Annotated in this window: 14 protein-coding genes; 6 read left to right on the forward strand and 8 right to left on the reverse strand. The window is 59.2% G+C overall.

Features of this window, described 5'->3' with window-relative positions; all coding sequences use genetic code 11:
- Nucleotides 1-319: 319 nt before the first annotated feature.
- From JNN07_17640 to JNN07_17650, 3 genes are all read right to left on the reverse strand, one after another.
- Nucleotides 320-1,318, reverse strand: a complete 999-nt coding sequence (locus tag JNN07_17640; protein MBL9169567.1) for a tetratricopeptide repeat protein — start codon at nt 1,316-1,318, stop codon at nt 320-322.
- 5 nt (nt 1,319-1,323) lie between these two features.
- Nucleotides 1,324-3,204 carry a metallophosphoesterase family protein gene (locus JNN07_17645; protein MBL9169568.1) on the reverse strand — a complete coding sequence of 627 codons (1,881 nt, stop codon included), beginning with the start codon at nt 3,202-3,204 and terminating at the stop codon, nt 1,324-1,326.
- Between the two features lie 719 nt (nt 3,205-3,923).
- Nucleotides 3,924-5,276, reverse strand: a complete 1,353-nt coding sequence (locus JNN07_17650; GenBank protein MBL9169569.1) for a Gfo/Idh/MocA family oxidoreductase — start codon at nt 5,274-5,276, stop codon at nt 3,924-3,926.
- 93 nt (nt 5,277-5,369) lie between these two features.
- Between JNN07_17650 and JNN07_17655 the strand changes: the two genes are divergently transcribed.
- The gene (locus tag JNN07_17655; protein MBL9169570.1) at nt 5,370-8,141 is read left to right on the forward strand and encodes a hypothetical protein; all 2,772 of its coding nucleotides are present in this window, start codon (nt 5,370-5,372) and stop codon (nt 8,139-8,141) included.
- A gap of 133 nt (nt 8,142-8,274) precedes the next feature.
- Nucleotides 8,275-9,726, forward strand: a complete 1,452-nt coding sequence (locus JNN07_17660) for a sigma-70 family RNA polymerase sigma factor (GenBank protein MBL9169571.1) — start codon at nt 8,275-8,277, stop codon at nt 9,724-9,726.
- 15 nt (nt 9,727-9,741) lie between these two features.
- On the opposite strand, the gene JNN07_17665 is transcribed toward JNN07_17660, so the two are convergent.
- From JNN07_17665 to JNN07_17680, 4 genes are all read right to left on the reverse strand, one after another.
- Nucleotides 9,742-12,978, reverse strand: a complete 3,237-nt coding sequence (locus JNN07_17665; protein MBL9169572.1) for an efflux RND transporter permease subunit — start codon at nt 12,976-12,978, stop codon at nt 9,742-9,744.
- 9 nt (nt 12,979-12,987) lie between these two features.
- Nucleotides 12,988-14,742 carry an efflux RND transporter periplasmic adaptor subunit gene (locus JNN07_17670; GenBank protein ID MBL9169573.1) on the reverse strand — a complete coding sequence of 585 codons (1,755 nt, stop codon included), beginning with the start codon at nt 14,740-14,742 and terminating at the stop codon, nt 12,988-12,990.
- Nucleotides 14,739-16,208, reverse strand: a complete 1,470-nt coding sequence (locus tag JNN07_17675) for a TolC family protein (GenBank protein MBL9169574.1) — start codon at nt 16,206-16,208, stop codon at nt 14,739-14,741. The genes JNN07_17670 and JNN07_17675 overlap by 4 nt, the downstream gene beginning before the upstream one ends.
- A gap of 593 nt (nt 16,209-16,801) precedes the next feature.
- A complete protein-coding gene (locus JNN07_17680) occupies nt 16,802-17,119 on the reverse strand; it encodes a hypothetical protein (GenBank protein MBL9169575.1) in 318 nt (105 codons plus the stop codon).
- A 140-nt stretch (nt 17,120-17,259) separates the two neighbouring features.
- Here JNN07_17680 and JNN07_17685 point away from each other — a divergent pair, with 140 nt between their 5' ends.
- Genes JNN07_17685 through eboE form a run of 3 tightly spaced genes read left to right on the forward strand, consistent with a single transcriptional unit; the run spans nt 17,260 to nt 19,557 of the window.
- Nucleotides 17,260-17,541 (forward strand): hypothetical protein, encoded by a 282-nt coding sequence (locus tag JNN07_17685; GenBank protein ID MBL9169576.1) that lies wholly within the window; start codon nt 17,260-17,262, stop codon nt 17,539-17,541.
- 14 nt (nt 17,542-17,555) lie between these two features.
- Nucleotides 17,556-18,365, forward strand: a complete 810-nt coding sequence (locus JNN07_17690; GenBank protein MBL9169577.1) for a TatD family hydrolase — start codon at nt 17,556-17,558, stop codon at nt 18,363-18,365.
- A gap of 22 nt (nt 18,366-18,387) precedes the next feature.
- Nucleotides 18,388-19,557, forward strand: a complete 1,170-nt coding sequence (eboE, locus tag JNN07_17695; protein MBL9169578.1) for a metabolite traffic protein EboE — start codon at nt 18,388-18,390, stop codon at nt 19,555-19,557.
- Here the strand turns inward: eboE and JNN07_17700 are convergent.
- Entirely contained in the window at nt 19,525-20,241 is a 717-nt protein-coding gene (locus JNN07_17700; protein ID MBL9169579.1) for a GNAT family N-acetyltransferase, read from the reverse strand. The two genes, eboE and JNN07_17700, sit on opposite strands and share 33 nt — an antisense overlap.
- A 354-nt stretch (nt 20,242-20,595) precedes the next feature.
- Between JNN07_17700 and smc the strand changes: the two genes are divergently transcribed.
- Complete coding sequence (smc, locus tag JNN07_17705; protein ID MBL9169580.1) at nt 20,596-24,330, forward strand: chromosome segregation protein SMC; 3,735 nt, start codon at nt 20,596-20,598, stop codon at nt 24,328-24,330.
- The last annotated feature ends 5 nt before the right edge of the window (nt 24,331-24,335 follow it).

Genomic DNA, 24,335 nt, shown 5'->3' on the forward strand with positions numbered 1-24,335 from the left:
GAATGAAAAGGTGCCCGGAGCGGTCCTGGACATCAAGACGGTAGTTTGTCGACCTTGGTGAGCATAGGGAGTAGGATGAGATTTGATCGCGAAGCGGTCCGAGGAAGGGGTAGGGCGAGACTCTGCTCGAGCCCTGATGAGCCCAAGATGGTCGAACTTGGTGGGAGCTGCGTTGTGGAGAGCCGATGGGGAGAGGGTCACCTGTCCCCTGTCCACCCTCGCGGAGTTGCCCCCTTGTTGTCCAGCGCCTGGGGCAGGAATGGGCTCGACAGAGTCTCTCCCTACCTCAGTGACGATATGGGGTAGGGCGAAATCACGTTCAGGGGGCGGACTTGTCCTTTTCCTTGTCCTTCTCCTTCGATTTCTCTGGGGACTTCTCCTTGGGTTCTTTCTCGGCGTCCTCTTCGGCTTTGATGGCTTTAATCTTCTCTTTAACCCAATCCTCGGCACCAGCGTCCCGCGCCTGTTCGTACCAATATTTGGCGGCATCCCGATCCTTGAGCATTTCGTGGGCTTGGGCTCGTTCGGTCAGAAGGGTGACATCCGGGGAACTCGGGTTGATCCGAGTGCTCATCTCCTGAATGGCATCCTCAAGATCGGTCTTGGCTGCCTCGTTTTTGCCGAGGCCCTGCTGAGCGCGGGCGCGTCGGACCAGCCAGGAGCTGCGGATGCGCGAGCTTTGCAGCTCCGGCTCGATCTTCTTCAACGCTTCGGCAAACTGCTTATCATCCAAGAGCGCTTCGATCCATTCCAGTTCGAGAACGCCGCTCCCGGTCTCGTCGATCCCTTGCCGAATGCCATCGAGCCGCTCCTTGGGCTGCTTTAGTCGCTCGTGCAGGTCACTGCGGAGGAGATACCAATCCACGTTCTGTTTATGCAGTTGGATGGCGTGGTTGCAGTCTTCGAGTGCTTTTTTGTAGTCGGCCCGAGCCTTCAGGATTTCCGCGCGTGAGGCGTGCAGGGCTGCCAGCTCGTTGGGCTCGTCGGTCTTGAGCTTCAGGGCGTGGGAGATGGTATCGAGGGCTTCGTTCGTCTTGCCGAGAGAGAAATACACGCGTCCCAGTTCCCGGTGTACCAGCAGCTTTTCCGGACCCAGGCGGATGGCTTGCTCAAGGTCACGCGCGGCTTCACCGAGTTTGCCGAGCACGCGATACTCAATGGCACGCTGTAGGAACAAGTCCGCAGTCTCTCCGCGGTTCAACAACTCCGTCAGTTCCTCAATTTCATGCTCGGGACCCTCGTGTGCGGCCAGGGAACCCGCCAGTCCTAACCAGGCGCACATGGCAGCCACCAGCCCAAGTGATTGGAAAGGTTTCATAATCCCTAGTCTTCCAGTACCAGGATCGGATCCAAGCAGAAGTCCAGAGTGTCCGCAGCGGAGGTGTGGCCTTCGATAGCGAGCACGTTCACCCCATCCTTGAGGTGGTTTTGGAAATCTTTGAGGGTGAGATAAACGCGCCCGCGATCCTCACGCGCTTTGACTCCCTGGGCGTTCCGGCCGCTGCTACGGCCGACATTTTGCCGCACTACCTCGCGTCCGTTGAGATAGGCAATGAAGGCATCTCGATAATCGATCTGAAGCCCCATTTCCGTGATGGCGTCCGCCTGGGCAACCTCAAATTCCCTGCGTAGATAGACCGTGGAGAACTTCCGACGCATCTCCTTGAGTTCGGTCTTAAACTCACCCTCGCCATAGCCAAAGCCGCCAACGCCTGTTTTCCAATCCTTTCCGGCGAAACCCAGCCGTGTCCACCCCATGCCCTGAGGGTGCGAACCCGCCAGATACTCCCACTGAGCGTGCTGGGGTATGACGATCTTGTGATCGACGGCAGGAGCGGCTTTGTCCTTTGGCTCTGAGCTGGACTTTTTATATTCCGCGGGCTGCCACGGGTTACCGACTCGAGTCGGAGTGACCACGCCGCGTTTGATGATGCTGAAGAGGTCCCGCACGTTCCCGTTGCGATTGATCATGCGTGCCACCAGGGTGTCGCCATGCACATCGACAATGACCGAGCCGTGCTCGAGAATGATTCGGCGCATCACGGGTAGGCTACCTACACGGCTGAGGGTCTGGCCCGCGTTGCCCGTCACGACTTGGACGGTGCCTTCATGGGGGTGAATCCCTGCACTCTTGCGATACGCGCCATCTCCAGCGGGATCGCCATCTCCATCATCCAGAATGACGTTCTCCGAGACCGTGTTGGTCGCGTAAGCTCCATCCATCAGCATGGAGCGTTCGTAGGTATGGGAGTGGCCGGTTAGGACCACGTCGGTTCCCCCCGCCTCCAGGATGGGAACAATGTAGCGACGCATCTCGATCAGGTCCTTCTCCTTGTCGCTGTCGTGGCTCCCTTTGGTGTAGGGGGGGTGATGAAAGAAGGCGACAATCCAATCTGCTTTGGTTTTCTCTAGATCCGTCTTGAGCCACTTTGCCATCGGCGCGGTGGGTTTCCGATCCATGTCGTGCGAGTCCAGGCAGATGAAATGGATGTTTCCGTAATCGTAGGAGTAATAGGCTTCAGTTCCCGAAGCGAAGCCGCCCACCTCGGCGCGAGTCGGCACCACGTAGGCGTCGTAGTAAGGTCCAACACCCGTGGTCCCCTTGGAGGTATGGCCTTCGTGGTTGCCCATGGTCGGCCAGCACACCTTGTTGCGCAGGGTCTGCTCGTAAGACTCAAAGAACCGTGTTTGGAATTCCATGTCACGACCCGTGTTGTAGGCCATGTCTCCAACATGGATCCAAAAGTCAAGCGGCACGCCCTCTTTCAGTACGGTGCTTGTCATGGCGTCGTGCACCGCCTTCTGCGCCTCGCGTCCGGTCCCGCCATCGCCAAGCACCCAGAAGCGAATGGGCCGGGCGGTGCCAGCGAGCGGCTGAGTTCGAAAATAGTAGGTGTCATCCGCGGGCGTGAGCCGCTTGTCACCGTCGTAGACCGCGTAGTAATACTGAGTGTCGGGCTTGAGGTCGGCAATCTTGGCTTCGTATTGGAAGGTCCCAACTGGGGCTGAGTGCAACTTGGGCAATGCAAGGTTTGCCGAAGTTCGCAAAGCCTTCCACCGAGGAAGCATCTCCTGACCGTTAGTCCCAAGAGAGGCTCGCGTGACAATGGAGCCGCCGCGGACCCGCTCGGTCAAATGATTGCGATCACTCCCGTAACGGACCACGGGATCAATGGGGCCCTCAGTGCGCCAAACCACGTGCATGAGATTAGGACTGGCAAACTGAAGATAGGGTGATCGACGAAAGGGCGGGGGGGGGTTGGCTGCCTGGGCTACCTCAACCAGGAGTGAAGAGCACAGGATCCCGTAACAAAGAGACAGTACAGGCAGCACTAGAGAATCGTTCCGCGATAGCATTGGATGATTGTTCACAGATCTTCTCGAAACGTCAATTGAAGAACGTGAGACACATTTGACGTTTAAGTGACTTTCCTGGTCGGCGATGTTCCTCGCGGAGTCGCGAGGCGATCTGAGGTTCGCTCCACTTCCTCTGGAGGAGCCGACGTCTGGAGATTCCGATGCCTTCAGGATTCTTAATCCGTGGAATCAGCGAAATCCGTGGTTCACCCGTTGCTCTCCCTCTCTGCGCCCTTCCCGCCTCTGCGGTGTAAGTCCGTTCGTTGGCAGGTGCGGAAGCCTGGGAACGGGGACATTTTGCCCACGGACCACGCGGACCACACGGATCCGAGGAGAGACCGCAACCCCGACCGCGGGTGCGGGGCGAGTGGCCGAGCCGACTGAAGTTACTCTTCTGCTGAATTGCCTCCGACTCCGTGTGTTCTGTGTGTTCCGTGGGCAAAACTCTTCCTTGGAGGTTGTCTCGGCCTTCCCTTCGAGCCCTGTAGGAGCCGCTTGAGAAGAGCAGTCCCAGAAAAAGCTAAGACCGAAGTGCAACGTCTCCACAGGCTGACGCCGACGGCCTGCTAGACGGGCAGCTCCCAGCCGGGTCGGTAGGCCAGCTTGACGTATTGCTCGGCTTCCGGGGCGTTGAGCGCCTTCATGTTCGGGCCGTCCCACTCGAGCTTTTTGCCCACCCGCATCGCCACGCACCCCAACAGGATGATTTCGGTGAGATAGGCCGCCACGTCGAAGTTGGAGTAGGCCGGCTTGCCTCCACGGATGGCTTCAATCCACTCCTTATAGTGACCAGGACTGCGTGGAATGGTTTCCTTAGGTCCTTTGTAACCTTGGAATTTCGTTTCTGGCAACAGGAAGAACTGCGAACCGTAGTCGTCGGGGGAGTAGAGATGGCCTTTGTCGCCGATGAGCAGGCAACCGCTGCCTGGCAGTTTCTTGTCGCCTTTGGCATCTCCTTTGTTCAAGTGGTCCAGGATGCGGTGGCTCTTTTCGGAAAACGGCTTGAGACCGCCGTCGTACCAGTGAAATTCCAAAGGGGGAAGCCCATCGCGTTTGGGAAATTGGAAGATGATCTCCGACGCACTGGGATAGGTTTCCTTCTTCATGGCCGAGGAGCGCGCCTCGATGCTGGTCGGATAGCCCAGCTTCAACGCCCGGAAGGGCATGTTGACCGTATGGCAGGCCATGTCCCCCAAGGCACCGGTGCCAAAGTCCATCCAGCCGCGCCACGCAAAGGGAGCATACACGCCCTTCTTATAGGGCCGATACGGGGACGGCCCCAGCCACAGGTCCCAATCGAGGGTTTCGGGGATGGGATCTGACCCATCTGGACGATCCACTCCTTGGGGCCAGATCGGGCGGTTGCTCCAGACGTGCAATTCGCGGACCGGTCCGATGGCTCCCGATTGGATGACCTCAACCGCCCGACGAAGCCCATCGCCCGCGCTGCCTTGGTTGCCCATCTGCGTGGCCACCTTCATTTTCGCGGCGGTCTCGCGCATCTTGCGCGCCTCATAGACCGAGTGAGTGAGCGGCTTCTGGCAAAAGCAGTGCTTGCCCATTTTCATCGCCAGCAGACTCGCGTGGGCGTGAACGTGATCAGGCGTAGCCACGATGACCGCATCGATTTGTTTATCCATTTCCTCGAGCATCTTCCGATAGTCTCGGTAGCGCTTGGCTTCGGGATACTTGGCGCCCCGGGCATCCAGCGTGCCTCGATCCACATCGCAGAGCGCGACGATATGACCACCGGCTTTGGCGGTTTCATCGGTGTCCGAGCTGCCCTTGCCCCCGGCTCCGATGGTCGCGACGTTGATTCGACTATTGAGGTTCTGGCCACGCAGGATGGCTGGAAAGGCGATAGCCGCCGCGCCGAGAGTGGCGCTGGCCTGCAGAAAGTGACGTCGGGAAGAACCCATGAGGCGTGAGGTATCGTTGGGGGCTGACATACCCCTATCGCTACGGCGTCGCTGGCGGGTAGACAAGCCAAATTTTGATGGTATTGATGTGGGATGAAACCCGGTAAATTAGTTCGCGCCACTGGAATGCTGTTGATTCTCTGGCTGATGTTGCTCAGTCCGGCAGGGCGCGCTGCCATTCCGGTGGAGGGGGTGGCGGACAAACAGACCTATACCGACTCGGCGTCGTTGAAGGTTCCGGTCGAAGCCGGCTACAGCTACCTAGCCTCGTTGAACGACCAGTCGTTTCCCCTCAACACGAACGTGACGCTCTCCCTGCCCGATTTTTACGAGCTGCGAGTCGAGCGTACGTCCAGCATGGGTTCGGTGGAGGTGCGGATCCTGCGATTCCTCATCGCCGACAGCACACGTGTTGGCACCGAGTGGGGATTGCCGACACATATCCCGAGTCCGTCGATCCCATCGGCTGCGCAGGAGTTTGAAGGGGGGCGCCTGCGACTGCTGATGCCTGCGCGGCTTCCGATGGGGCTGGAACTTCCGATAGTGGCCTGGGTGGAGGACTCGGAGGGCCACGCCCTCCGCGTAAACGGGTTGGTGCGAGGCGACGAGCTTTCCGGACCCTGGCTCCGGCGTGGGGTCGGCTCCGATCTCCTTCTCCTGAGCGGCCCCGCGCGCACCCTCGTGTATCGGGCGCGGGTGGCTGGGCTGGAGGCGACCAACGAAGTGGTTCTGGAAGACTCGGTCGTGTGGCTGCCGGCCAACGGAATTCTCGGAGCCCAGACCGAGTGGACGTCAGGGTCTCGGATTCATGTCACGGGCAACCTGACCGTACCTGCCGGCGGCACCCTGACGATTGGAGCTGGAACTGTGGTGCGTCTGGAACCTTTGGTGGACATTACCAACAATGGCCGGGTGCTTATCCTTGGATCGCGCAGGGAACCGGTGGTTTTCGTTCCCGCAGTGGCGAATAAACCTTGGGGTGGATTTACCATGCGCGCCGGCACCGGCGAGATCGATGGCACGGGGGTCGTTTTCGTGGGGAGTGGAGGCGATCCACATTGGTTTTCCAAGTCCGGAAATCCGGGGAGCCACCGAAAGGAGCAGGCGCTCTTTTTTGTGAACGACGATCAGCGCGTTCGGCTCACCGACTCGGCCGCGATCAGCCTGGCGGGGCAGCTGGGTCACTCGGTGAAGGGCGGCCTGTTCGAATTCAATCACTTTCTGATGCAGCGAGCAACCAGCGGGGGCGAGTTCACGGGCGCTCAGTTTCGCGTGAATGACAGCGCCTTTATCGAATGTCCGAGCGACACTGCCGCCTTTGTGGATGGTGACAACGACGCGCTGTATCTCGTGAGCGGGGATCACGGATTTACCAACACACTTTTCGGCTGGACCAAGGACGATGGCGTCGATTCGGGCGGGAGCGGCGCGGCGAAACTCAGGTATCAGTCCTGCTGGTTTGAGTCCATTTTTCATGAAGGCAACTCGCTGTCGGGCGCCAAGGACGTGATGGCGCGCGATACGGTCTATTTCGACTGTGGTCAGGGATTGGAGGATGGCTATGACGCGCCGATAGGCGTGGCGGACCACTGCTTGTTTTTGGCCAACCAGGTGGGGGTTCGGCACGGCGACAACTATCCGAGCATCGGTCGCTACGACGGTAGGATCACGGCCACAAATTGCCTCATCCTGAACAACCATCGGGACGTGTTTGGTTTCAATTGGCGGAGTTCCGGGTGGACCAACGCAACCGGTCAAATGCTGGTTCAGGACAACTGGCTGACCCGAGCCAACGAGTATTTTCCAGCCAATCGCATTTGGAGCCCGGCGGAGGATGCTAATCGGCTGGCAGTTTTTGGGGCTCGCGAGGTGGTGGGGGCAGGATTCGCCACCCGGGGCTCCATCGCCACCGCGTCTGAACTCCAAGGGGGGCTTCCGGTACGACTCAGCATGGCGTGCTTAAAACCGGTGGTGCTGCGGTATCTTTGGCAGACGGATGACGGCCGCACGATCCCCGGCGTCCTGTCTTTCGCACCGGGAGAGATCCAGGCGAGGTTGCCCATCGCACCCGCTTGGGCGGGCTTTGCCCGAGCGCGGCTGGTTGAGGGCGATCAGGCCGAGATTTCGGGGCGGGATGTTGTGTTCGTGCAGCGGGTGCCTGAGAGGGCTTCCCAGCTGCTGGTTGCACGCGGCTCGGTTTGGAAATACCGCGACAACGCCCAAGACCTTGGTCAGGCCTGGAAGCTATTGTCCTTCTCCGATGAGGACTGGCCTCAGGGGCCGAGTCCGATGGGTTATGGGGATGGTCCGGAAGGCACGATGTTGAAACCTTCCGACTCGGGGCCTGAGCCACGGCCGCTGACTTACTACTTTCGGACTCACTTTGGTGTGACGACTCCGCAAGACATCGGGTCTCTGCGGTTCGCGGTTCGCCGCGATGACGGCGTCGCCGTCTATCTCAACGGAGTTCCGCTCTTTCGCATGAACATGCCTGATCTCCCAGAGCTGAAGTATGGCACGCCGGCATCCGGGAGTGTCACCGATGAAACGAGCTACTTCCCAACGAATGTCAGTAGTTCCTTCTTGGTAGCCGGAGACAACCTGCTCGCTGTGGAGTTGCACCAATCGAGTGCGACCTCGGGAGATGCTCACTTCGATCTCGAATTGGAGGGGCTACCTGTGTCGGCGCCGGTGCGATTGGAATGGGTGGTCTGGGGGAGGGAAGGTTATCTGATGTGGAACCAGGAGTCTGCGGTGCTTAAGGAGTCTGCTTCGTTGCTGGGACCGTGGCTACCTGTGCCGATGGCGGCGCGTCCTTATCGTCTGCCGGAGGATGGCCCCACGAGGTTCTATCGGCTCGAGTAACAGGAGGACGGAGCCGATTGCTTAAAAGGCCATTCCCCAGGGCTGGTGTCGGACTGCCGTGGTGCGTGGGAACATGGCTGATCTTTACTGTTACCTTTTCCCCGGATCGGCGGTTATATATAGACTGCCTATCATGGCTCCCAGTGACATTGATCTCCTGCACGATTACGTCCGAAATAGCTCGGAGTCCTCGTTTCGTGTGCTCGTGGAGCGCCACATCCATATGGTGCATGCCTTGGCTTGGCGTCAGACCGGGGATGCGCACTTGGCGGATGATGTGACCCAAGCTGTGTTCATCGTTCTTGCGGAAAAGGCGGCCACTATCCCACCGGACACCTTGATTCCCGGGTGGCTTTTCCGCGCCACGCGGTTTGCAGTGGCCAATGCACAACGGGCGAAGGTCCGTCGGGAGTATTGGGAAACGAAAGCTGCCGAAATGGCCCCCCCGCATATATTACCCCCTGAGGAGGAGCGCGTCTTGCCGCTCTTGAACGAAGCGCTCGAGCAACTGCCGGAGCGAGATCGGACCGCCATTCTGCTTCGCTTCTTCGAGAGCAAGAGCCATCAGGAGATCGGGCGATCTCTAGGCACTAGCGAGGATGGGGCCAAGATGCGGCTCTCGCGTGCCGTTGAAAAACTTCGCCTCATCTTTCGGAAGCGCGGCGTAGCTATCCCCCTGGCCGCTCTCGTCGGTCTGCTTTCGGCACAGGGAGCCCACGCTGCTCCGGCGAGTTTTGTCGCCACAGCCATCTCCGTAGCTTTTCAAAAGCAGACGACCGTTTCGACTCTTCCTATCGTTCAAGAAACCCTCATGTTTATGGTCCAAAGCAAGACTAAATCTCTGCTCGGAGCGGCGGCGCTCTTTCTGGTGGCGGTCACCGCTTCGCTGGTTATCCCCTTGTTTGCCGCCAAGGCTCCCGCGCCTGCAACCAGCACCGACGGCTCCCCACCGGTAACCCTGCTGTTCCGGGATACTCCCTCGTGGAATCGGACCCCCGACTTTGAGGAGGCCTTGGAAGCCCTGAACATTCCGTTTCATTCCAAAACCTCCGCCGACATGGGAGCCACCGATCTGACCCGTTATCAGACGATCATCATCCCAGGGGCGCAGGGGCGGACCGAATTCTATAAGAACTACCGGCTCCACGCCGCGAAGTTCGACCGATTTGTGACCAACGGTGGTACGCTGGTCCTGGAGTTGAACGGGGCGGAATCTGCCTCCCTCCCCCTCCCGAGGGGGGTGACCATGGTTAGCCACGGAGCGGTGGAGAACACGATCCTGCTTCCCGGACATCCGGTCGTAGAGCCCCTAGGAGGCCGGAAGATTCGCGCGAATTTTGCCAGCCACGGGTATCTTATCAATGTTCCGAAGGAGGCGCAGATCTTGGTGGCGGAGACCGTCGAGGAAAAGGCGGATGCCGGCAGGCCTACGTTTGCAGAATATACCCATGGTGCGGGGCGGGTTTTGGCCGCCTGCCAATGCTTTCATGACCGGGACGGGTCTGGACGGGGACCGGTTATGGAAACCCTCCTGGACTATGCGGTGGAACGTCAGTGGTTCGCTCACAAAGCGCCTACGAAATAGGCAGGCCGTTTCGGCTCACTTGGTCGTTTTTTTGAGTTCGCGTTCCCGCAGCCAGGTGAAGATCACGGGGGTTACGATCAGGATGTGGAGCAGACTGCTAATCATGCCACCAATCACGGGCGTAGCCAGGGGCTTCATGATTTCAGCTCCGGTCTTGGTGCTCCACATAATCGGGAGCAGGCTGGCGACGATGGTGGCGACGGTCATGACTTTTGGACGCAACCGAAGCCGGGCTCCATCCTTGACGGCATCCACCAGGTCCGCACGGCTGAAAAGCGCACCGCGCTCCTTTTGCTTCTTGTGAAGTCGTTCCTCTAGGTAAACGACCATTACCACTCCGGTCTGAATGGCGGTTCCGAAGAGCGCAATGTAGCCGACCCATACCGCGACGCTGAAGTGGTAGCCTAGCCACCATTGGAGGAAGACCCCGCCGGTCAGTGCGAATGGCACCGCCAAGATGACGTGCGCCGCCTCCTTGGCGCTCCCATAAACCATGAACAACAGCACGAAGATGATGAGCAGAACGGCCGGCACGATCAGGGTCAGGGTTTGACGCGCCCGAAGTTGGTGTTCGTATTGGCCGCTGTACTCAATTGTCATGCCTTTGGGAAGGTGCGGAATGATCTCCTTTTCCAATCGAGATTGAACCTCCTGAACGAACCCACCGAGATCTCGCTCCTGCACGTTCGCCTGAACGAAGACCCTCAACCGGCCGTTCTCGCTGGCAATCTCACTGGGTCCTTGAACACGCCGCAGCGAGGCGAGCTGTCCGAGTGGGATCGTTTTGCCTGAGGGCGTTGCCACCAGAATCTGCGCCAAGTTCTCCAGATCCTCCCGCTCCTGACGGTCCAGTCGCACTTGGATGGGGAAGCGTTGGCGACCTTCGAGGGTGGTGGAGACAGTTCTGCCGCCCAATCCTGTTTCCACAATTTCCAGAACATCCTGAACCCGGAGACCATACCGAGCCATGGCGATGCGGTTGGCCTCGATCTCCAGATACGGTTTGCCCTGGACTCGCGATGGCGCAACGCCGACTGCCCCCTGCACCTGCCGCACGATTTGCTCCACCTCATAGGCTTTCTGCTGAAGCGCGTTGAGATCATCACCCAGAATCTTGATGCCGAGCTGGGCCCTGATACCTGTGCTGATCATGAGAATCCGATTTTCGATCGGCTGGAGGAATCCGGGAATATAGCCTGGTAATTCCGTCAGCCTGGCCGTCATTTCCCCGATGAGCTTCTCGCGCGTCATCCCGGGGCGCCATTCGGATTCCGGGCGGAGCATGATGGTCGTCTCGATCATTTCGACCGGAGCTGGATCCGTGGCTGTCTCGGCGCGTCCGAGTTTTCCTGCGACCGAGGCCACTTCCTGGGTGAAGCTGCTGATCACCTGATCCTGCCAGGCCATGATCCTCTTCACCTCTGTGAGCGACGTGCTGGGAAACAGCACCGGCATGAACAGCAGGCTTCCTTCGTTCAGCGTTGGCATGAACTCGGTTCCCATTCCCTTGGTGGCAGCCGCGAGGCGAGTCCATCCCCGATCCTGGAATTGCGTGCGGATCGAGGCAGGGAATCCCAGAGCCAGAACCAGGGCAGCGACCAGAAGAAACATGGCTCCAGCCAGCACCGTTTTTCGGTTTCTCAGCGACCAGTCCAGGGCCGGATCGTAGATCGCCAGCAGAGCCCGCATCAGCCAGTTCCGGTCTTCGGAATGAAATGGCCCACGAACTAGCAGCACGCACAGCACGGGGACAACCGTCACCGCTAGCAGCGTCGACCCAGCCATGGCGAAGGTTTTGGTGAAGGCCAGGGGATGAAACAGCTTTCCCTCCTGGCCGGTAAGCGCAAAGACCGGCACGAAGGCCAGAATGATGATCACCATCGCAAAGAAGATGGGCCGTCCCACCTGTTGGCTGGCTTCCAGCGTGAGCTTGAAATAGTTGGGCTTCGAATCGTCGCCAGCGAGGGCGGCCTGCTTCTCGGCCTCCTCGCAGTGGCGGATGACATTCTCGGTCATGACAATGGCCGCATCCACCAGCACCCCGATCGCGATGGCGATGCCGGAGAGTGACATGATGTTCGAGGTCATTCCGAACTGCCTCATCAGGATAAAGGAGATCAGAATGCTCAGGGGCAGGGGAAAGGTGACGATGAGGATGCTGCGAAAATGGAATAGGAAGAGGATGTGCGCCAAGGTGACGAGGATCGCTTCTTCGGCGAGAGCATGCTTCAGGGTGTCGATCGTTCGCTCGATCAGCTCGCTGCGGTCATAGAATGAACGGATGGTCACTCCGGGCGGCAAGCTGGACCCGATGGAGGCAATCTTCTGTTTCACGCGGCTAATGACCTCCATCGCGTTTTCGCCGGTGCGCATGACCACGATTCCCCCCACCACCTCCCGTCCCCCGACATCCAGGGTTCCGCGGCGAAAGTCGCCGCCTCTCTCGACGGTGGCGACATCCCTCAGATACACAGGGACTCCGTCCTTTTCGAGCAGGACGATGTTTTCCAGGTCGGTCAAGGATTTCACCAGCCCGACCCCGCGGACAACAAACTCCATCCCGTTCTCCTCGATCACTTTCCCACCCACGTTAAGATTGCTCTGCTCAACGGCAGCCATGACCTGCTGGAGCGACACGGAAGCGGCGCGCATGCGGCGACTGGAAACCTCGATTTGGTATTGCTGAACAAAACCTCCGATGCTGCCTACCTCCGCGACTCCGGGAACTGCGTTGAGCTGGTAGCGAATAAACCAGTCCTGCAACGCGCGAAGCTCGCCGAGATCGTAACCTCCGCCCTGAGCCTTGGCGGGATCCACATGCAGGTAGTATTGGTAGATCCAACCCAAGCCCGTGGCGTCCGGACCGAGTTTGGGAATCACCCCCGATGGAAGCGCATCGCCGAGATAGTTCAGTCGCTCGAGCACGCGAGAGCGCGCGAAATAGTTGTCCACTCGATCCTCGAAGATGACGGTGATCAGCGTGAACCCGAACATCGAGTTGGCGCGTACGGTTTTGACGCCCGCCAACCCTTGCAAGTTCACGGAGAGCGGGTAAGTGACCTGGTCCTCGACCTCTTGTGGACTGCGTCCCGGCCAGTCTGCGAAAACGATCACTTGGTTCTCGCTGAGATCGGGAATGGCATCGACGGGAGTTTGGTAGACGCTGCGAACTCCCCATCCAATGAGCACGAGGGTGAAGCACCCTACCAAGAACCGATTCCGCAACGACCATTCGATGAGTCGGTTGATCATGTAGGTTCCTCAGGGTTTGATTTCGGTGCCGCAATCAAGCATCTCGGCTCCGAAGTAGGGATTCCGGATCGGACCTCCTCCTTGAAGCCAGACGCCGGTTTTCGGAGCGCCTGGGAACGCCTTGGCCGTCATGGGACATTGATAAATTTTGAAGGTGCCCAAGCCTGGCTGTCGTTGAGCCGCCTTGGCGAAGTTCGAGGCCGAGCCGCTGAGACGATGGAAAGACTGGCGTGCCGTCGGGAGATCCAGGGCCTGTGGGATCGAGGATTCCCGGGAAACCTCGGAGAGAAGCGGCTTCCAGACCGCTGTGTCGCCGATCGCGGCGAGCAACGCGGTCAGCGACTCCGCGATGCGGGAGCGCTCCTGGTTAAACCGTTCCAGGTCGTCTGCCGCCAAAGATGCCCCCAGATTGGAGAGGGCGGTCAGGAAAGCTTCCGTGGCCTTCGACGCTTCGGTAGTCAGCGCGGCAGTCGGCGGCGCTGTCTCGGTCTTCGCGGGAGCGGCGTTGCCGGCGTTGAGCTGAGCTTGCGAATCCAGAAGCAGATTCCCCATCGTCACCACCCTGTCGCCTTCCTCGAGTCCCTCGAGCACTTCCCAGGCGAGGTCGCCGAGACGCCCCAGACGCACCTTTCGCTGTTGGTACTGTCCGTCACCCCGATCCAAATACACTACCGGCTGGCCATTTGGGTTGAGAACCGCGGTTCGAGGCACGGTCAATACCTCGGGGATCGTGAGGTCCACCACACCTTCCGCGTAGAGCCTGTGCAACAGCTCTCTTCGCTTCCGTCCACCCTCTTCAATCAGCGGGTTAGGCACCTCGACCCGCACCTTGGCGCTCCGAGTCGCTTCGTTGAGATTGGGATCGATGAAGCGGATGGATGCGAGATAGCTTTTTCCTGGTACGGCCGGGGTGGAGACATCGACTGGCAGCCCGAGCTTGATCCAAGGTAGATCGCGTTCGTAGGCATCAAACTTGAACCACATGGTGGAGAAGTCGGCGAGTTCGAAGAGCTTTTCTCCCTCCTTGACGTACTGTCCGGCGTAAACCTCGCGCGACACCACCGTGCCGCTCATGGGCGACAAGATTTGAACCAGATGGGCGTCCTCCGGGCGCTGGGGCAGTGAGGCGATCTGCTGTTTGGCGATACCCATCAGGAGTAGTCTTCTCTCGGCTGACTGGCGCATCTGTTCCAGGCCGGGGCGGATCGCGTCCGACGCATGCTCCAACTGCTTGAGGATTCCAAGATACTCATGCTCGAGGGCGAGCAGGGGGAGGCTGTGAAAGGTGGCCAGGGGTTCCCCCTCGACGACTTCGGCTCCCGTGTATTGGACGTGAAGTTCCTCGATGCGGCCTTCGATGGTGGCGGATAATCTTCGATGCTTGGTGTCGTCGTCCTCCAGAACGCCCGCGACCCGAAGTGTTTTGTGTAGCTTTTGCCGTCCGATGACTTCACTGCGAACTCCGGAAACGGTGATGCTGCTGGCACTGAGCACTACCAGATCGGCGGGCGTGTCCAGGCCCTTCTGACCCTCGAACACCGGGGTCAGGGGCATTCCGCAGATGGTGCACTTGCCTGGTTGATCGGACTTAACCCATGGATGCATCGCACTCTGATAGAACAGAACTTTGCGCTCGGATTCCGGAGCGGTCAGGGTTGTGCCCGAGGCAGGCGCGCCCGGAGGCTGGCGCTTGGCAGCCCACCAAGCCCCGGTCGCCGAGAGGATCGCCACCGCGATGAGTAGTGTTATCGAGCGTGTGTTCATTTGACCTCCTGAGCTTGCTTGGGGGGGATTGCAGCGGTTGGTTTTCGAATGAGCTCCAACTCCTCAAGGTCGGTGAGGCCGCAGCACAGGAGCAGTTCGGAAAGGGCCTGGTGCTGCTCGGCAATCGCGCGCGCGTAGCCTAGCTGGCTTTCCAAGTGCATGCGTCTGCCTTCCATCATGTCGTTGAATGCGCCTCGGTTGGCCATCCAGGAACTGGCGGCCGTGCGAAGCGCCAGCTCGCTCCGCGGGAGGATCTTGGTGGCAATGGCAACGGCCTCGCGTCGCGCCGCATCCACCCGAACCAACAGCAGGTGGATTTCTTCGCGCACCCCAAGCGCGTAGTCTTGTGCGTCCCAGGCCGCGGCTTCCGCTTTTCGCTGCTCGCGCTCAAGATCTTTCCGATAGAATCGTCGATTGAACCAGGGCAGGTTCATCCCCACCATGAAGGTGCCTTCACGAAAGCCGCCATCGCCGGAGAATTGGCGTCCTTCGATCCCCAGGCTCAGTTCCGGCAGCCGCTGACGGCGAACGAGAGCAACCCGGGATTCCGCGACTTGGACCTCCTGACGCAGCATTCGCAATTGCGGCTCATTTCTCAGCGCCAGCTCCACCAGCTTTTCGGAGTAGGGCAGGTCCTCCGCCATTTCGGGGAGCAACAGGGGGGGCACCGGGGTAAACTCCGGGCGGTTCAGCAGGCGGTTGACTGTGACTTGTTGGTGTGACAGTTCGTTGGTGCGGCTGATCATCTCCTCGCCCACGCGGGTGAGTTCGTTTTGGAGGCGCAGCACTTCGATCTGCGAGCTGCCACCGACGGCATAGCGCTGTTCGGCATTTCGCGCCCAACCGTGGAGCTGTGCCAGATCCTCTTGGGCCACTTCGACCGAGCGTCGAGCCAAGGCCGCTCGGAGTAACGCCAAGGCGAGGTCGCGTCTTACAATCTGGAGTTGGTAGTCGGCGAAAGCCGCCGCTGCGCGCGTTTCCTCGGCGATCGACTTTCGTTGGAGCGTGGCCTTGCCATAGAGCGGCAGCTTCTGTTCGGCACCGTAGATGAGATCACCTTCCTCCCGCAGGTCTGGACCGCGATCCGACGAAAGGGTGCCTCCCCACTTCAAAGTTGGGTCTTCCCAGCTGCGTACACTCTCCGCGTCGGCTTGGGTGGCGGCAATGCGCGCGTCGGCCGCCTTGAATCTTGGGTGGTTGGTGCGAGCGAGTTCCAGGTAGTCGCTGATCACCTTGGGAGTGATGATGACCCCCCCGGCGACCTGGCTCGGGTCGGCTGCGGCCGCTTCCAAGGAGAACGTTCTAAGTGAACTGTCCAATGCCAGCAGCATGACGAATAGCAGCCAGCCCTTCGCGGCGCTCCATCGAAGGGGGGGGCGACGGAGGCGGAGATGGGCATTGGGCAGTGGGCTCTGCCGCGCCTGTCTGCGCGCGGCTCGATTCGGAATCCAGAAATGGAACTTCATAGTCTTGCGCTGACTCTGTTGGAACATCGTGTCATCAGTTTGCCTCGTTGAGGCTCCCGGACGATCCGGTGGCTGAATGCCCTTACAGGACATGGAGACTGAGAGAGGGGCCGAATGTGCCAGTGGAACACCGGTTCTGGGCACACGCCTGGTGCAGGGAAGCGAGAAGGTCAGATCAGCCAGGCGCAGTTTCGGTCGAACAGCGGTGGTAGAATGGATTCCGAAGCTGGACAGGGGGCGGGGAACGCAAGAGGTGTCAGGTGGGCACGGCGTTGAAACTCGACCCACTGGGGAGGATACACTGAATCGGGTCCCTCGCGGAAGGGTGCGAGAGAAGGAGAGGCAGGGGGGGCAGTGGGCCGGTTGTCTGGTGAGCGCATCGAACAACACGAGGCTCGACCGCACGAACTCGTCTCCGCAGCCGCTGAGGCACAGCCACAGGCAAGCGTCTGGACGTTTGTCGTTGCTTGCTGTGGCCCGAAAAGCGTGAAGGGACAACTTGAATCGGCGAAGGCCTGCAGTATGATCAGGCAAAGGCAGACGGCAGTGAGCAAAAGGCGGTGACTGGTACGTCTGAAGTCCACGGAAATTGGTTATTTCGCGCTCTTTTTCGCTTCCTTGTCAGCTGTTTCCTTCATTTTCTTGAGCAACTTGGCTGGGTTCTTCTTGAAATCCTTCAGGCAGCTCTTGCAGCACAGTTTGACCTCTTGTCCTTCGTGTACGAAGGAGTAAGATTTCATGCTGGGATCCGCATCCAAGGTCTCATCCGAAACAAGGCAGGTCTTGAGCGGATAGGGCTTGGCCTTTTTGGACTCCTTACCCTCGGCCTGTTCGGCCCCGACGGGTGATTGCCCCATCGCGATGATCGCGATTCCCGTCAACAAAGAGGTGAAGGTGTGGATAGTTTTCATCAGAATATTCCTAGTTGAATCAACGTGCCTAATTTCATATACGCGTCAACTGGCTAAATCACTCAAAATTTTTGATGGAGGGAAAGATGGACGAATAGAGGCGGTCCTGGCTACCGTCCAACCTTACACTGAACTCGACTATGACCCGTCAGCAAGTGTTGGATCTTTATTTTATGGATGCGCGTGCGCGCTTGATCGATATCGCTGCTTTTCTCGATCGCCTGGATCGAGCGTCAGGCGATGCCGACTTCCGGCTGGCCGCATATCGGCAAGCTTTGCAGGAACTTACCGGCGTCGAACCTGATCGCGCCAAGCGAGTGCTGCTGAGTCTGAGCGATCCTACCGTTGAGCCTATTCCCGCTGCCCCGGGGAAGGGAGCGGTGGGCGCTTGGCCGGGCGTTGGCTCTGTCTCCACCCGGTAGTTCGCTTCCTGCCTATGCGCTACATTGAGCCTCACGGTCATATGGTCAGCCGGACGACGGATGACTACCGAGACATGGTCACCGCCGGGTGCCAGGCGGTCTGCGAGCCAGCCTTCTGGGCGGGTTTTGACCGCAGTTCCTCCAGTGGTTTCTATGACTATTTCTGTCAGTTGACTGACTATGAACCGAAGCGCGCCGCCAAGTTCGGTTTGCCGCACTTCTGCTGGCTTTGCATTAATCCCAAGGAGTCGGAAGATGTGAAGCTAGCGGAGGAGGTTATCTCCCTGATTCCCGATTTCTTGACGCGACCGACCGTCCTGGGCATTGGCGAAATTGGCCTGAACAAGAATTCGCGCAATGAGATGAAGGTGTTGGAGCTGCACGTGGACCTCGCCGCACGGCATGACCAATTGATCCTGGTGCACACGCCGCATCTGGAGGATAAGCTGAAAGGGACGCGCCTGATCTTGGATGTGCTCAAGAGCGACTCGCGGATCCGACCCGAACGATGCATCATTGATCACGTTGAAGAGCACACGGTGCAAATGGTTCTGGATGCCGGCTTCTGGGCGGGGATGACTCTGTATCCGGAATCCAAGTGTACCGCGGCGAGGGCCGTGGACATTGTGGAACAGTATGGCGCGCAGCAGATCTGGATGAACAGCGCCTGCGATTGGGGCGTGAGCGTGCCGTTGGCCGTTCCCTACGCGGCACTGGAGATGCGCAAACGGGGGCATAGTGCGGAGGCGATCGATCGGCTCATCTACCAGAACCCCATCCGATTTCTGAGCCAAACGCCCAAGTTCAAGCTTCCGGCTGCTTGAGCATCAGGAGGACCACCCTTTCATGAAACTGAAACATGGCCTACACCTGGCCTACTGCACCAATATCCATCGAGGGGAGAACTGGGCGGAGACCTTTCACAACCTTCAGCACTACACGCTTGCCGTCCGAGAGCGAGTGGCTCCCCGGGTTCCTTACGCGATCGGGTTAAGGTTGGGGGTGCAGGCTGCTCGCGAACTGGCCGACCCGGGGCAGTTGGCTGGGTTCCGGCGGTGGCTGGATGACCACGATTGCTACGTGTTCACAATCAACGGTTTTCCTTACGGGCAGTTCCACGGCACCCGCGTGAAAGAGCAGGTCTATGCGCCGGACTGGACAACCCAAGAACGACTTGACTATACCTGCCTCCTTTTCGACGTGTTGGGGCAGTTGGTTCCGGACGGTGTGGAGGGAAGCGTGAGCACGGTGCCGGTGAGCTTCAAGGAGTTCATGAAGGAACCACGCCAGGAAGCCGCTGCGCGCAGCAAGCTGTGGCAGTGTGTTGAGTCCGTCGAAAAGGCCTCTCGCAAATGGGGCCGACGGCTGCATCTGGGGCTAGAACCTGAGCCCCTGTGCCATCTGGAAACGACCCCTGAGACCGTGGCTTTCTTCGATCGGATGCAGCGTGATCGTCCAGGCGATCTGCGTTTGAGGGAACATCTCGGTGTGAACTATGACTGCTGCCATTTGGCCGTGGAGTTTGAATCCGCCGGCTTGTCGCTCGAGAAGCTTAAGCAGTCTGGTATTCGGATCAGCAAACTGCACCTGAGTTCAGCGCTTCGTGTGTCCCCAAATCCAGAGGTGCGCCAGGCCCTGCGAGAGTTCGCGGACGACACATACTTTCATCAGGTGGTCGCTCGATCCGCGGGCGGTGAAATCACCCGTTACCGAGATCTTGACGTAGCGTTGGCGGGTCACAACCACCTCCCGCCGGCTTTGACCGATGAGTGGCGCATCCATTTTCACATACCTCTCCACAGCGGTCCTACTGCCCTGTTTCAGACGACCTCAGATCATCTCAAGGAGGCCCTGGATTGGTTGGGAACCCATCCCGGGCTATGTACGCACCTCGAGATGGAGACCTATACTTGGGAGGTCATGCCTGCTGAGTTGAAGCGGCGGAGCGTCGTGGATCAGCTGGTGGCGGAATACGATTGGACGTTAGTTGAGCTGCGGAAGCGCGGGCTGGCGTGACGCCAGCGCGCCTCGGCTGCGGAGCTCGGCGGTGATGGCAGAGAGACCTAGATTTTGTTGACCCGCGACGTCAAAGTTCGAGGGATCTAGCCATTCCTCAAACGCGGCTCGTATGGCCGGCCATTCGCTATCAAGGATGGAGAACCACGATGTATCCCGGTTTCTTCCCTTGTAGACCGTCGCCTGGCGGAAGGTTCCCTCGAACTTAAACCCTAGTCTTAAGGCCGCTCGACATGAATTCGCGTTGAGCGAGTCACATTTCCATTCGTAGCGGCGGTATCCGAGGGCAAATGCGCGCTGCATTAACAAGAACATCGCCTCTGTGGCGGCCGCGGTTCGGCGCAAGGCTGGAGAGTAGCACAGGTGTCCGACCTCGATAGATCCTTGCTCGGGAGCAATTCGCAGATAACCAGCCACCCCCACGGCCTTGAGTTCTTCGAAATCAATGATGGCGTAGAGTTGAGGATCCTCCTGTTTGCTGACGAATTCGACCCACTGCATGTAACTCGCCAAGTTGGGGAAGGGCCCATAGGGCAGGTAGGTCCACAAGCCGGAGTCGCCTTCGCTGGTCAAAGCGTAGTAAAGTTCGGCGGCGTGTCGCTTCACATTGATCGGCTCCAGTTGGCAGAACCGGCCCCTTAAGGTATCGCGGTCCGGGTGAGCGGGGGGATGCCAATCGGGCAACGGAACCCCAATGGGCTGCCCATGTTCGTTGAAGATGTCCGACACGTTTGTTCTCACTAAATCACCATACCTTAAAGCTAAGGATAAGGAAAGATCGAACACTGTAGACTTGGAGAGAAATGTGAGGCCTGTCCCTCCTGTAACCAACCGTGTAACCAACCGGCGGATTGAGGCCTGTCCCTCCTGTAACCCACTGGCGGATGGAGGCCTGTCCCTGCAGATGATCCGGATGGTAATTGCTGGGTGGGTAAAAACTTCCACCCATTAGTTGTAGGGTTGTGAATAACTTTCCACCATATCTTGTGGCTTTGATCTTTACTCAGGGCGGGTTCCTGGGATTTACTCTGACTCGACATGTATCTCAAAAACCTGACGGTATTAGGTTTTAAGTCCTTTGCTGACAAGACGTCCCTGAACTTCCAGCCGGGGGTTTCTGCCATCGTGGGACCGAACGGGTGCGGCAAGTCCAATGTATCGGACGCCATCCGTTGGGTTCTAGGTGAGCAATCGGCCAAGGCCTTGCGCGGTGGCGAGATGGCGGATGTTATTTTTAACGGCACCGACTCACGTAAACCTCTCGGCATGGCCGAGGTCTCCCTCACCATCGGCGGGGTGGACGACGAGCATCTGAAGGCGGCCGGGGTTGAGATACCCTATGACGAGGTCACGCTCACCCGGCGGGTGTTCCGAGATGGGGGCAGTGAGTACTTTCTGAACAAGACTCCGTGTCGGCTGAAGGATATCCAGCAGTTGTTCATGGGGACGGGTGTTGGCCGGAGCAGCTACAGCATCATGGCCCAGGGGAACATCACCCAGATCCTTTCCAGCAAGCCCGAGGATAGGCGGTTGATCTTCGAAGAGGCGGCGGGGATCACCAAGTTCAAGGCCCAGAAGAAGGAGGCTCTGAGGAAACTGGATCACACGGATCAAAACCTCCTTCGCGTTCAGGACTTGATTAAGGAGGTCAAACGTCAGATTGGATCCCTGCAGCGTCAGGCTGGCAAAGCTCGGCGGTATAAGCAGTTCATGACGGAGTTGCAGCATCTGGATACCCAGCTCGCCCGGCATCAGTTTGACATCCTGCAAACGGAGATTAAAGCCCGAGCCGAGCGGGGTGAGGGCCTGCGGACCCAGATCGAACGTAGCTCTGAAGAGGTGCTCCGTTGTGAGGACGAGATCCTCCAGCTGCGCAGCCGGCTATCCGAGCTGGAGCAGGAGATCAGCCGCACGCAGCAACATGGGATTGAGCTGAAGGGCCAGGTCGAGCGCAACGAAAGCCGGATCCACTTTAACGAACAGAGGCTTTTGGAACTTCAGGAGCATCATGGCAAGGCGCTGAATGAGATCGCGCAAGCAGAGGAGCGAGTGCGCCTGTCGCAGGCGGAGCTGGAAATCCTGGAGCAACGACTTGAGGAGTCCAACGACAAGCTGATTCAGCATCGTCAGACCCTTGCCCAGCGGCAAGAGGCGGTGCAAGCCATCGAGGCCAGCTTGATCGCGAAGCAGGACGCGCTGAGACAGGAGCAATCCAAGGCGTTCGCTGCTGCCCAAGCGATGTCCCGCGTCCGCAACGAGATCAACTCCCTCGACCTGCTCAAACAGGGCAACATCATCCGCCTCGAAAAGCTGTCGGCCGAAAAGGTTCAGCTGGAGGAGGAGAGAATCCGCCTGGAGCAGCGTCTTCAGGAGTTCCATGGAAACGTCGAAACCTTCCGGCTGAATGTTCAGACGACTCGGGGCACGGTCGAGGAGCGCCAGCAACGCCTCAGGGAGGTCCAGCAATCGATCAATGAGGTGTCCCATCAGCTGGACGGGGTGCTGCGGCAGCAAGCCGAGACACGCTCCAAGCTCAACTTGCTCGAACAGCTGGCCGCCGACCATGAGGGGTTCAGCGGAGGAAGCCTCGCGGCGTTGAAACAGACCCACCTGGTGCTTGGCTCCCTGGCCGACCGGATTCAAGTGCCGACCGAGCACATCGCCGCGATCGAGACCGCTTTGGGCCACCACTTGCAGTTGGTGATTACGGACAAGCCGGAAGCCGCAGAGCAAATTCTTGCCGATCTCGCTTCCAACAAGCGGGGGCGTGCGAGCATTGCGGCGCTGGAGCTTTCGCTCTTGGCGCCCGAGGAAGCCTTTCCGCCGACCGATCCGGCCGACGCCTCCCTGGGGGTGCTGGCCCTGGATCTCATTCAGGCGGACGAGAGCGTCCGGCCTCTGTTGCGGCGGCTGCTGGGACGAACACGGGTGGTGACCGATCTCGCTGCTGCCACTGCCGCTTGGCGGGCCAGCCAGGGCGCCTGGGACTTTGTGACGGCGGATGGTCAGGTGCTCGCCCGCCAGGGCGTTTACACCGGTGGAGCCGGCGGCGCCGCCGGGAAAGCGGCCGCCTCGATTCTGGGTCGAAAAAACCAGATCGCCGACCTGCAAGCCGCGATGACGCGGTTGCTCGAGGAATCGAACGAGTCCAGTCGGGCGAAGGGCGCGTTGGTGAGCGAGCAGACCGCGTTGCAGGCGGGGTTGCAGGAAGCTCAGACTGAACTGCGCGAGCATGAGGTTGCCGTGGCAACGCATCAGGGAGAACTGAACGCCCTGCATAATTCCCTCCGCATGCTCCACCAGAAGATTGAGACCGTGGTCTACGAGATCCAGAGCCTTTCGGCTCATGATCAAGAAGGCGCTGAAAAGCGGTCGGCCATGGCCGCGCGAGCCGCGGAGCTGGAATTGCAGGAGAAAACCTCCCAGGAAGATGTCCTGACCCTGAGTCAGGCGGTCGAGGAGTTGCGGCAAAGCCGTGAGCACGCCAACACAAGCCTTACCGAGACGAAGGTGCTCCTGGCCTCGGACGAACAGCTGAGCGTGTCCTTGCGCCAACAAAAGCAGCCCCTCGAGCAGCGACTGCGGGAGCTGGGGCAGCTGATTCAGCAGCGGCAGCAGGAGATTGGAAGTTTTGGGAGCCGACATGAGCAATACGGAGTCGAGATTGAGGAGTCTCGCCGGCATATCATCACCCTCCAGCACGAACGCGAGCAGGTGAACCAAAAGGCGGCGCAGTTGCTCCACGAAAAGCAGTCCCAGGAAGCGGTCATCGGCACCAGCGAGGAGTCCTTGCGGGATCAGCGTCGTCAACTGACCGATGCTCAGCACCAGCGCGGGACGATCGAAGTTGAGTTGGCGCAGAAGACCATGGCGGTGCAGAATCTCCGCGAGCGCATCCAGCAGAAATATCAACTGAACCTCGACGACGTTCAGAGCGAATGCATCAAGATTACCTTTGCCGAGGAGGGGCCGGCGCGGGTCGAGACTTTGACGCCCGAGGACATGGCCGCGTCGGGAGTGGGGACGGATTGGGCGCAGGTTGCAGAGCAGGTCCAAGCGCTTCAGAAGCGCCTCGACGAAATTGGTCCGGTCAATCTGGTTGCGATTGAGGAGTATGAGGAGACGGAGCAACGCTTCCAGTTCCTGACTCAGCAGAACGACGACTTGGTCAAAGCCAAGGAACAGTTGCTGGAAGTTCTGTCGCGGATCAACACCCAGACCCGCGAGATGTTCGTGGCCACTTTCAACCAGATCCGCGACAATTTCCGGGCGATGTTCGTGGAGATCTTCGGGGGTGGCAAAGCGGATCTGATCCTGGTCGATGACAACGACGTGCTGGAAAGCGGGATCGACATCGTGGCTCGCCCTCCGGGCAAGCAACTCCAGAGCATCACTCTGCTATCGGGTGGTGAACAGACCATGACCGCCGTGGCGCTGATGTTCTCCATCTACCAGGTCAAGCCGAGCCCCTTCTGCATTCTGGACGAGTTGGACGCACCTCTGGACGAGTCGAATATCAATCGCTTCATCCGGGTGCTTCAACGCTTCCTCGACCATTCGCAATTCATCATCATCACTCACAACAAGCGAACCATCGGCATGGCTGATGTGCTTTACGGAGTCACGATGCAAGAGCAGGGGGTTAGCCGTATTGTGAGTGTGAAGTTCACCAAGGGTGATGGGAACGACGGAGGTGGCAAAGCGCTCGTGCCGCCCCCGGCTGAGACCACCAAGCCGAAGGACGACAACGTGGAAGTGGCCATGGCCAAATAGGCCGG

The sequence above is a fragment of the Verrucomicrobiales bacterium genome, assembly GCA_016793885.1.
Taxonomy (GTDB): domain Bacteria; phylum Verrucomicrobiota; class Verrucomicrobiia; order Limisphaerales; family UBA11320; genus UBA11320.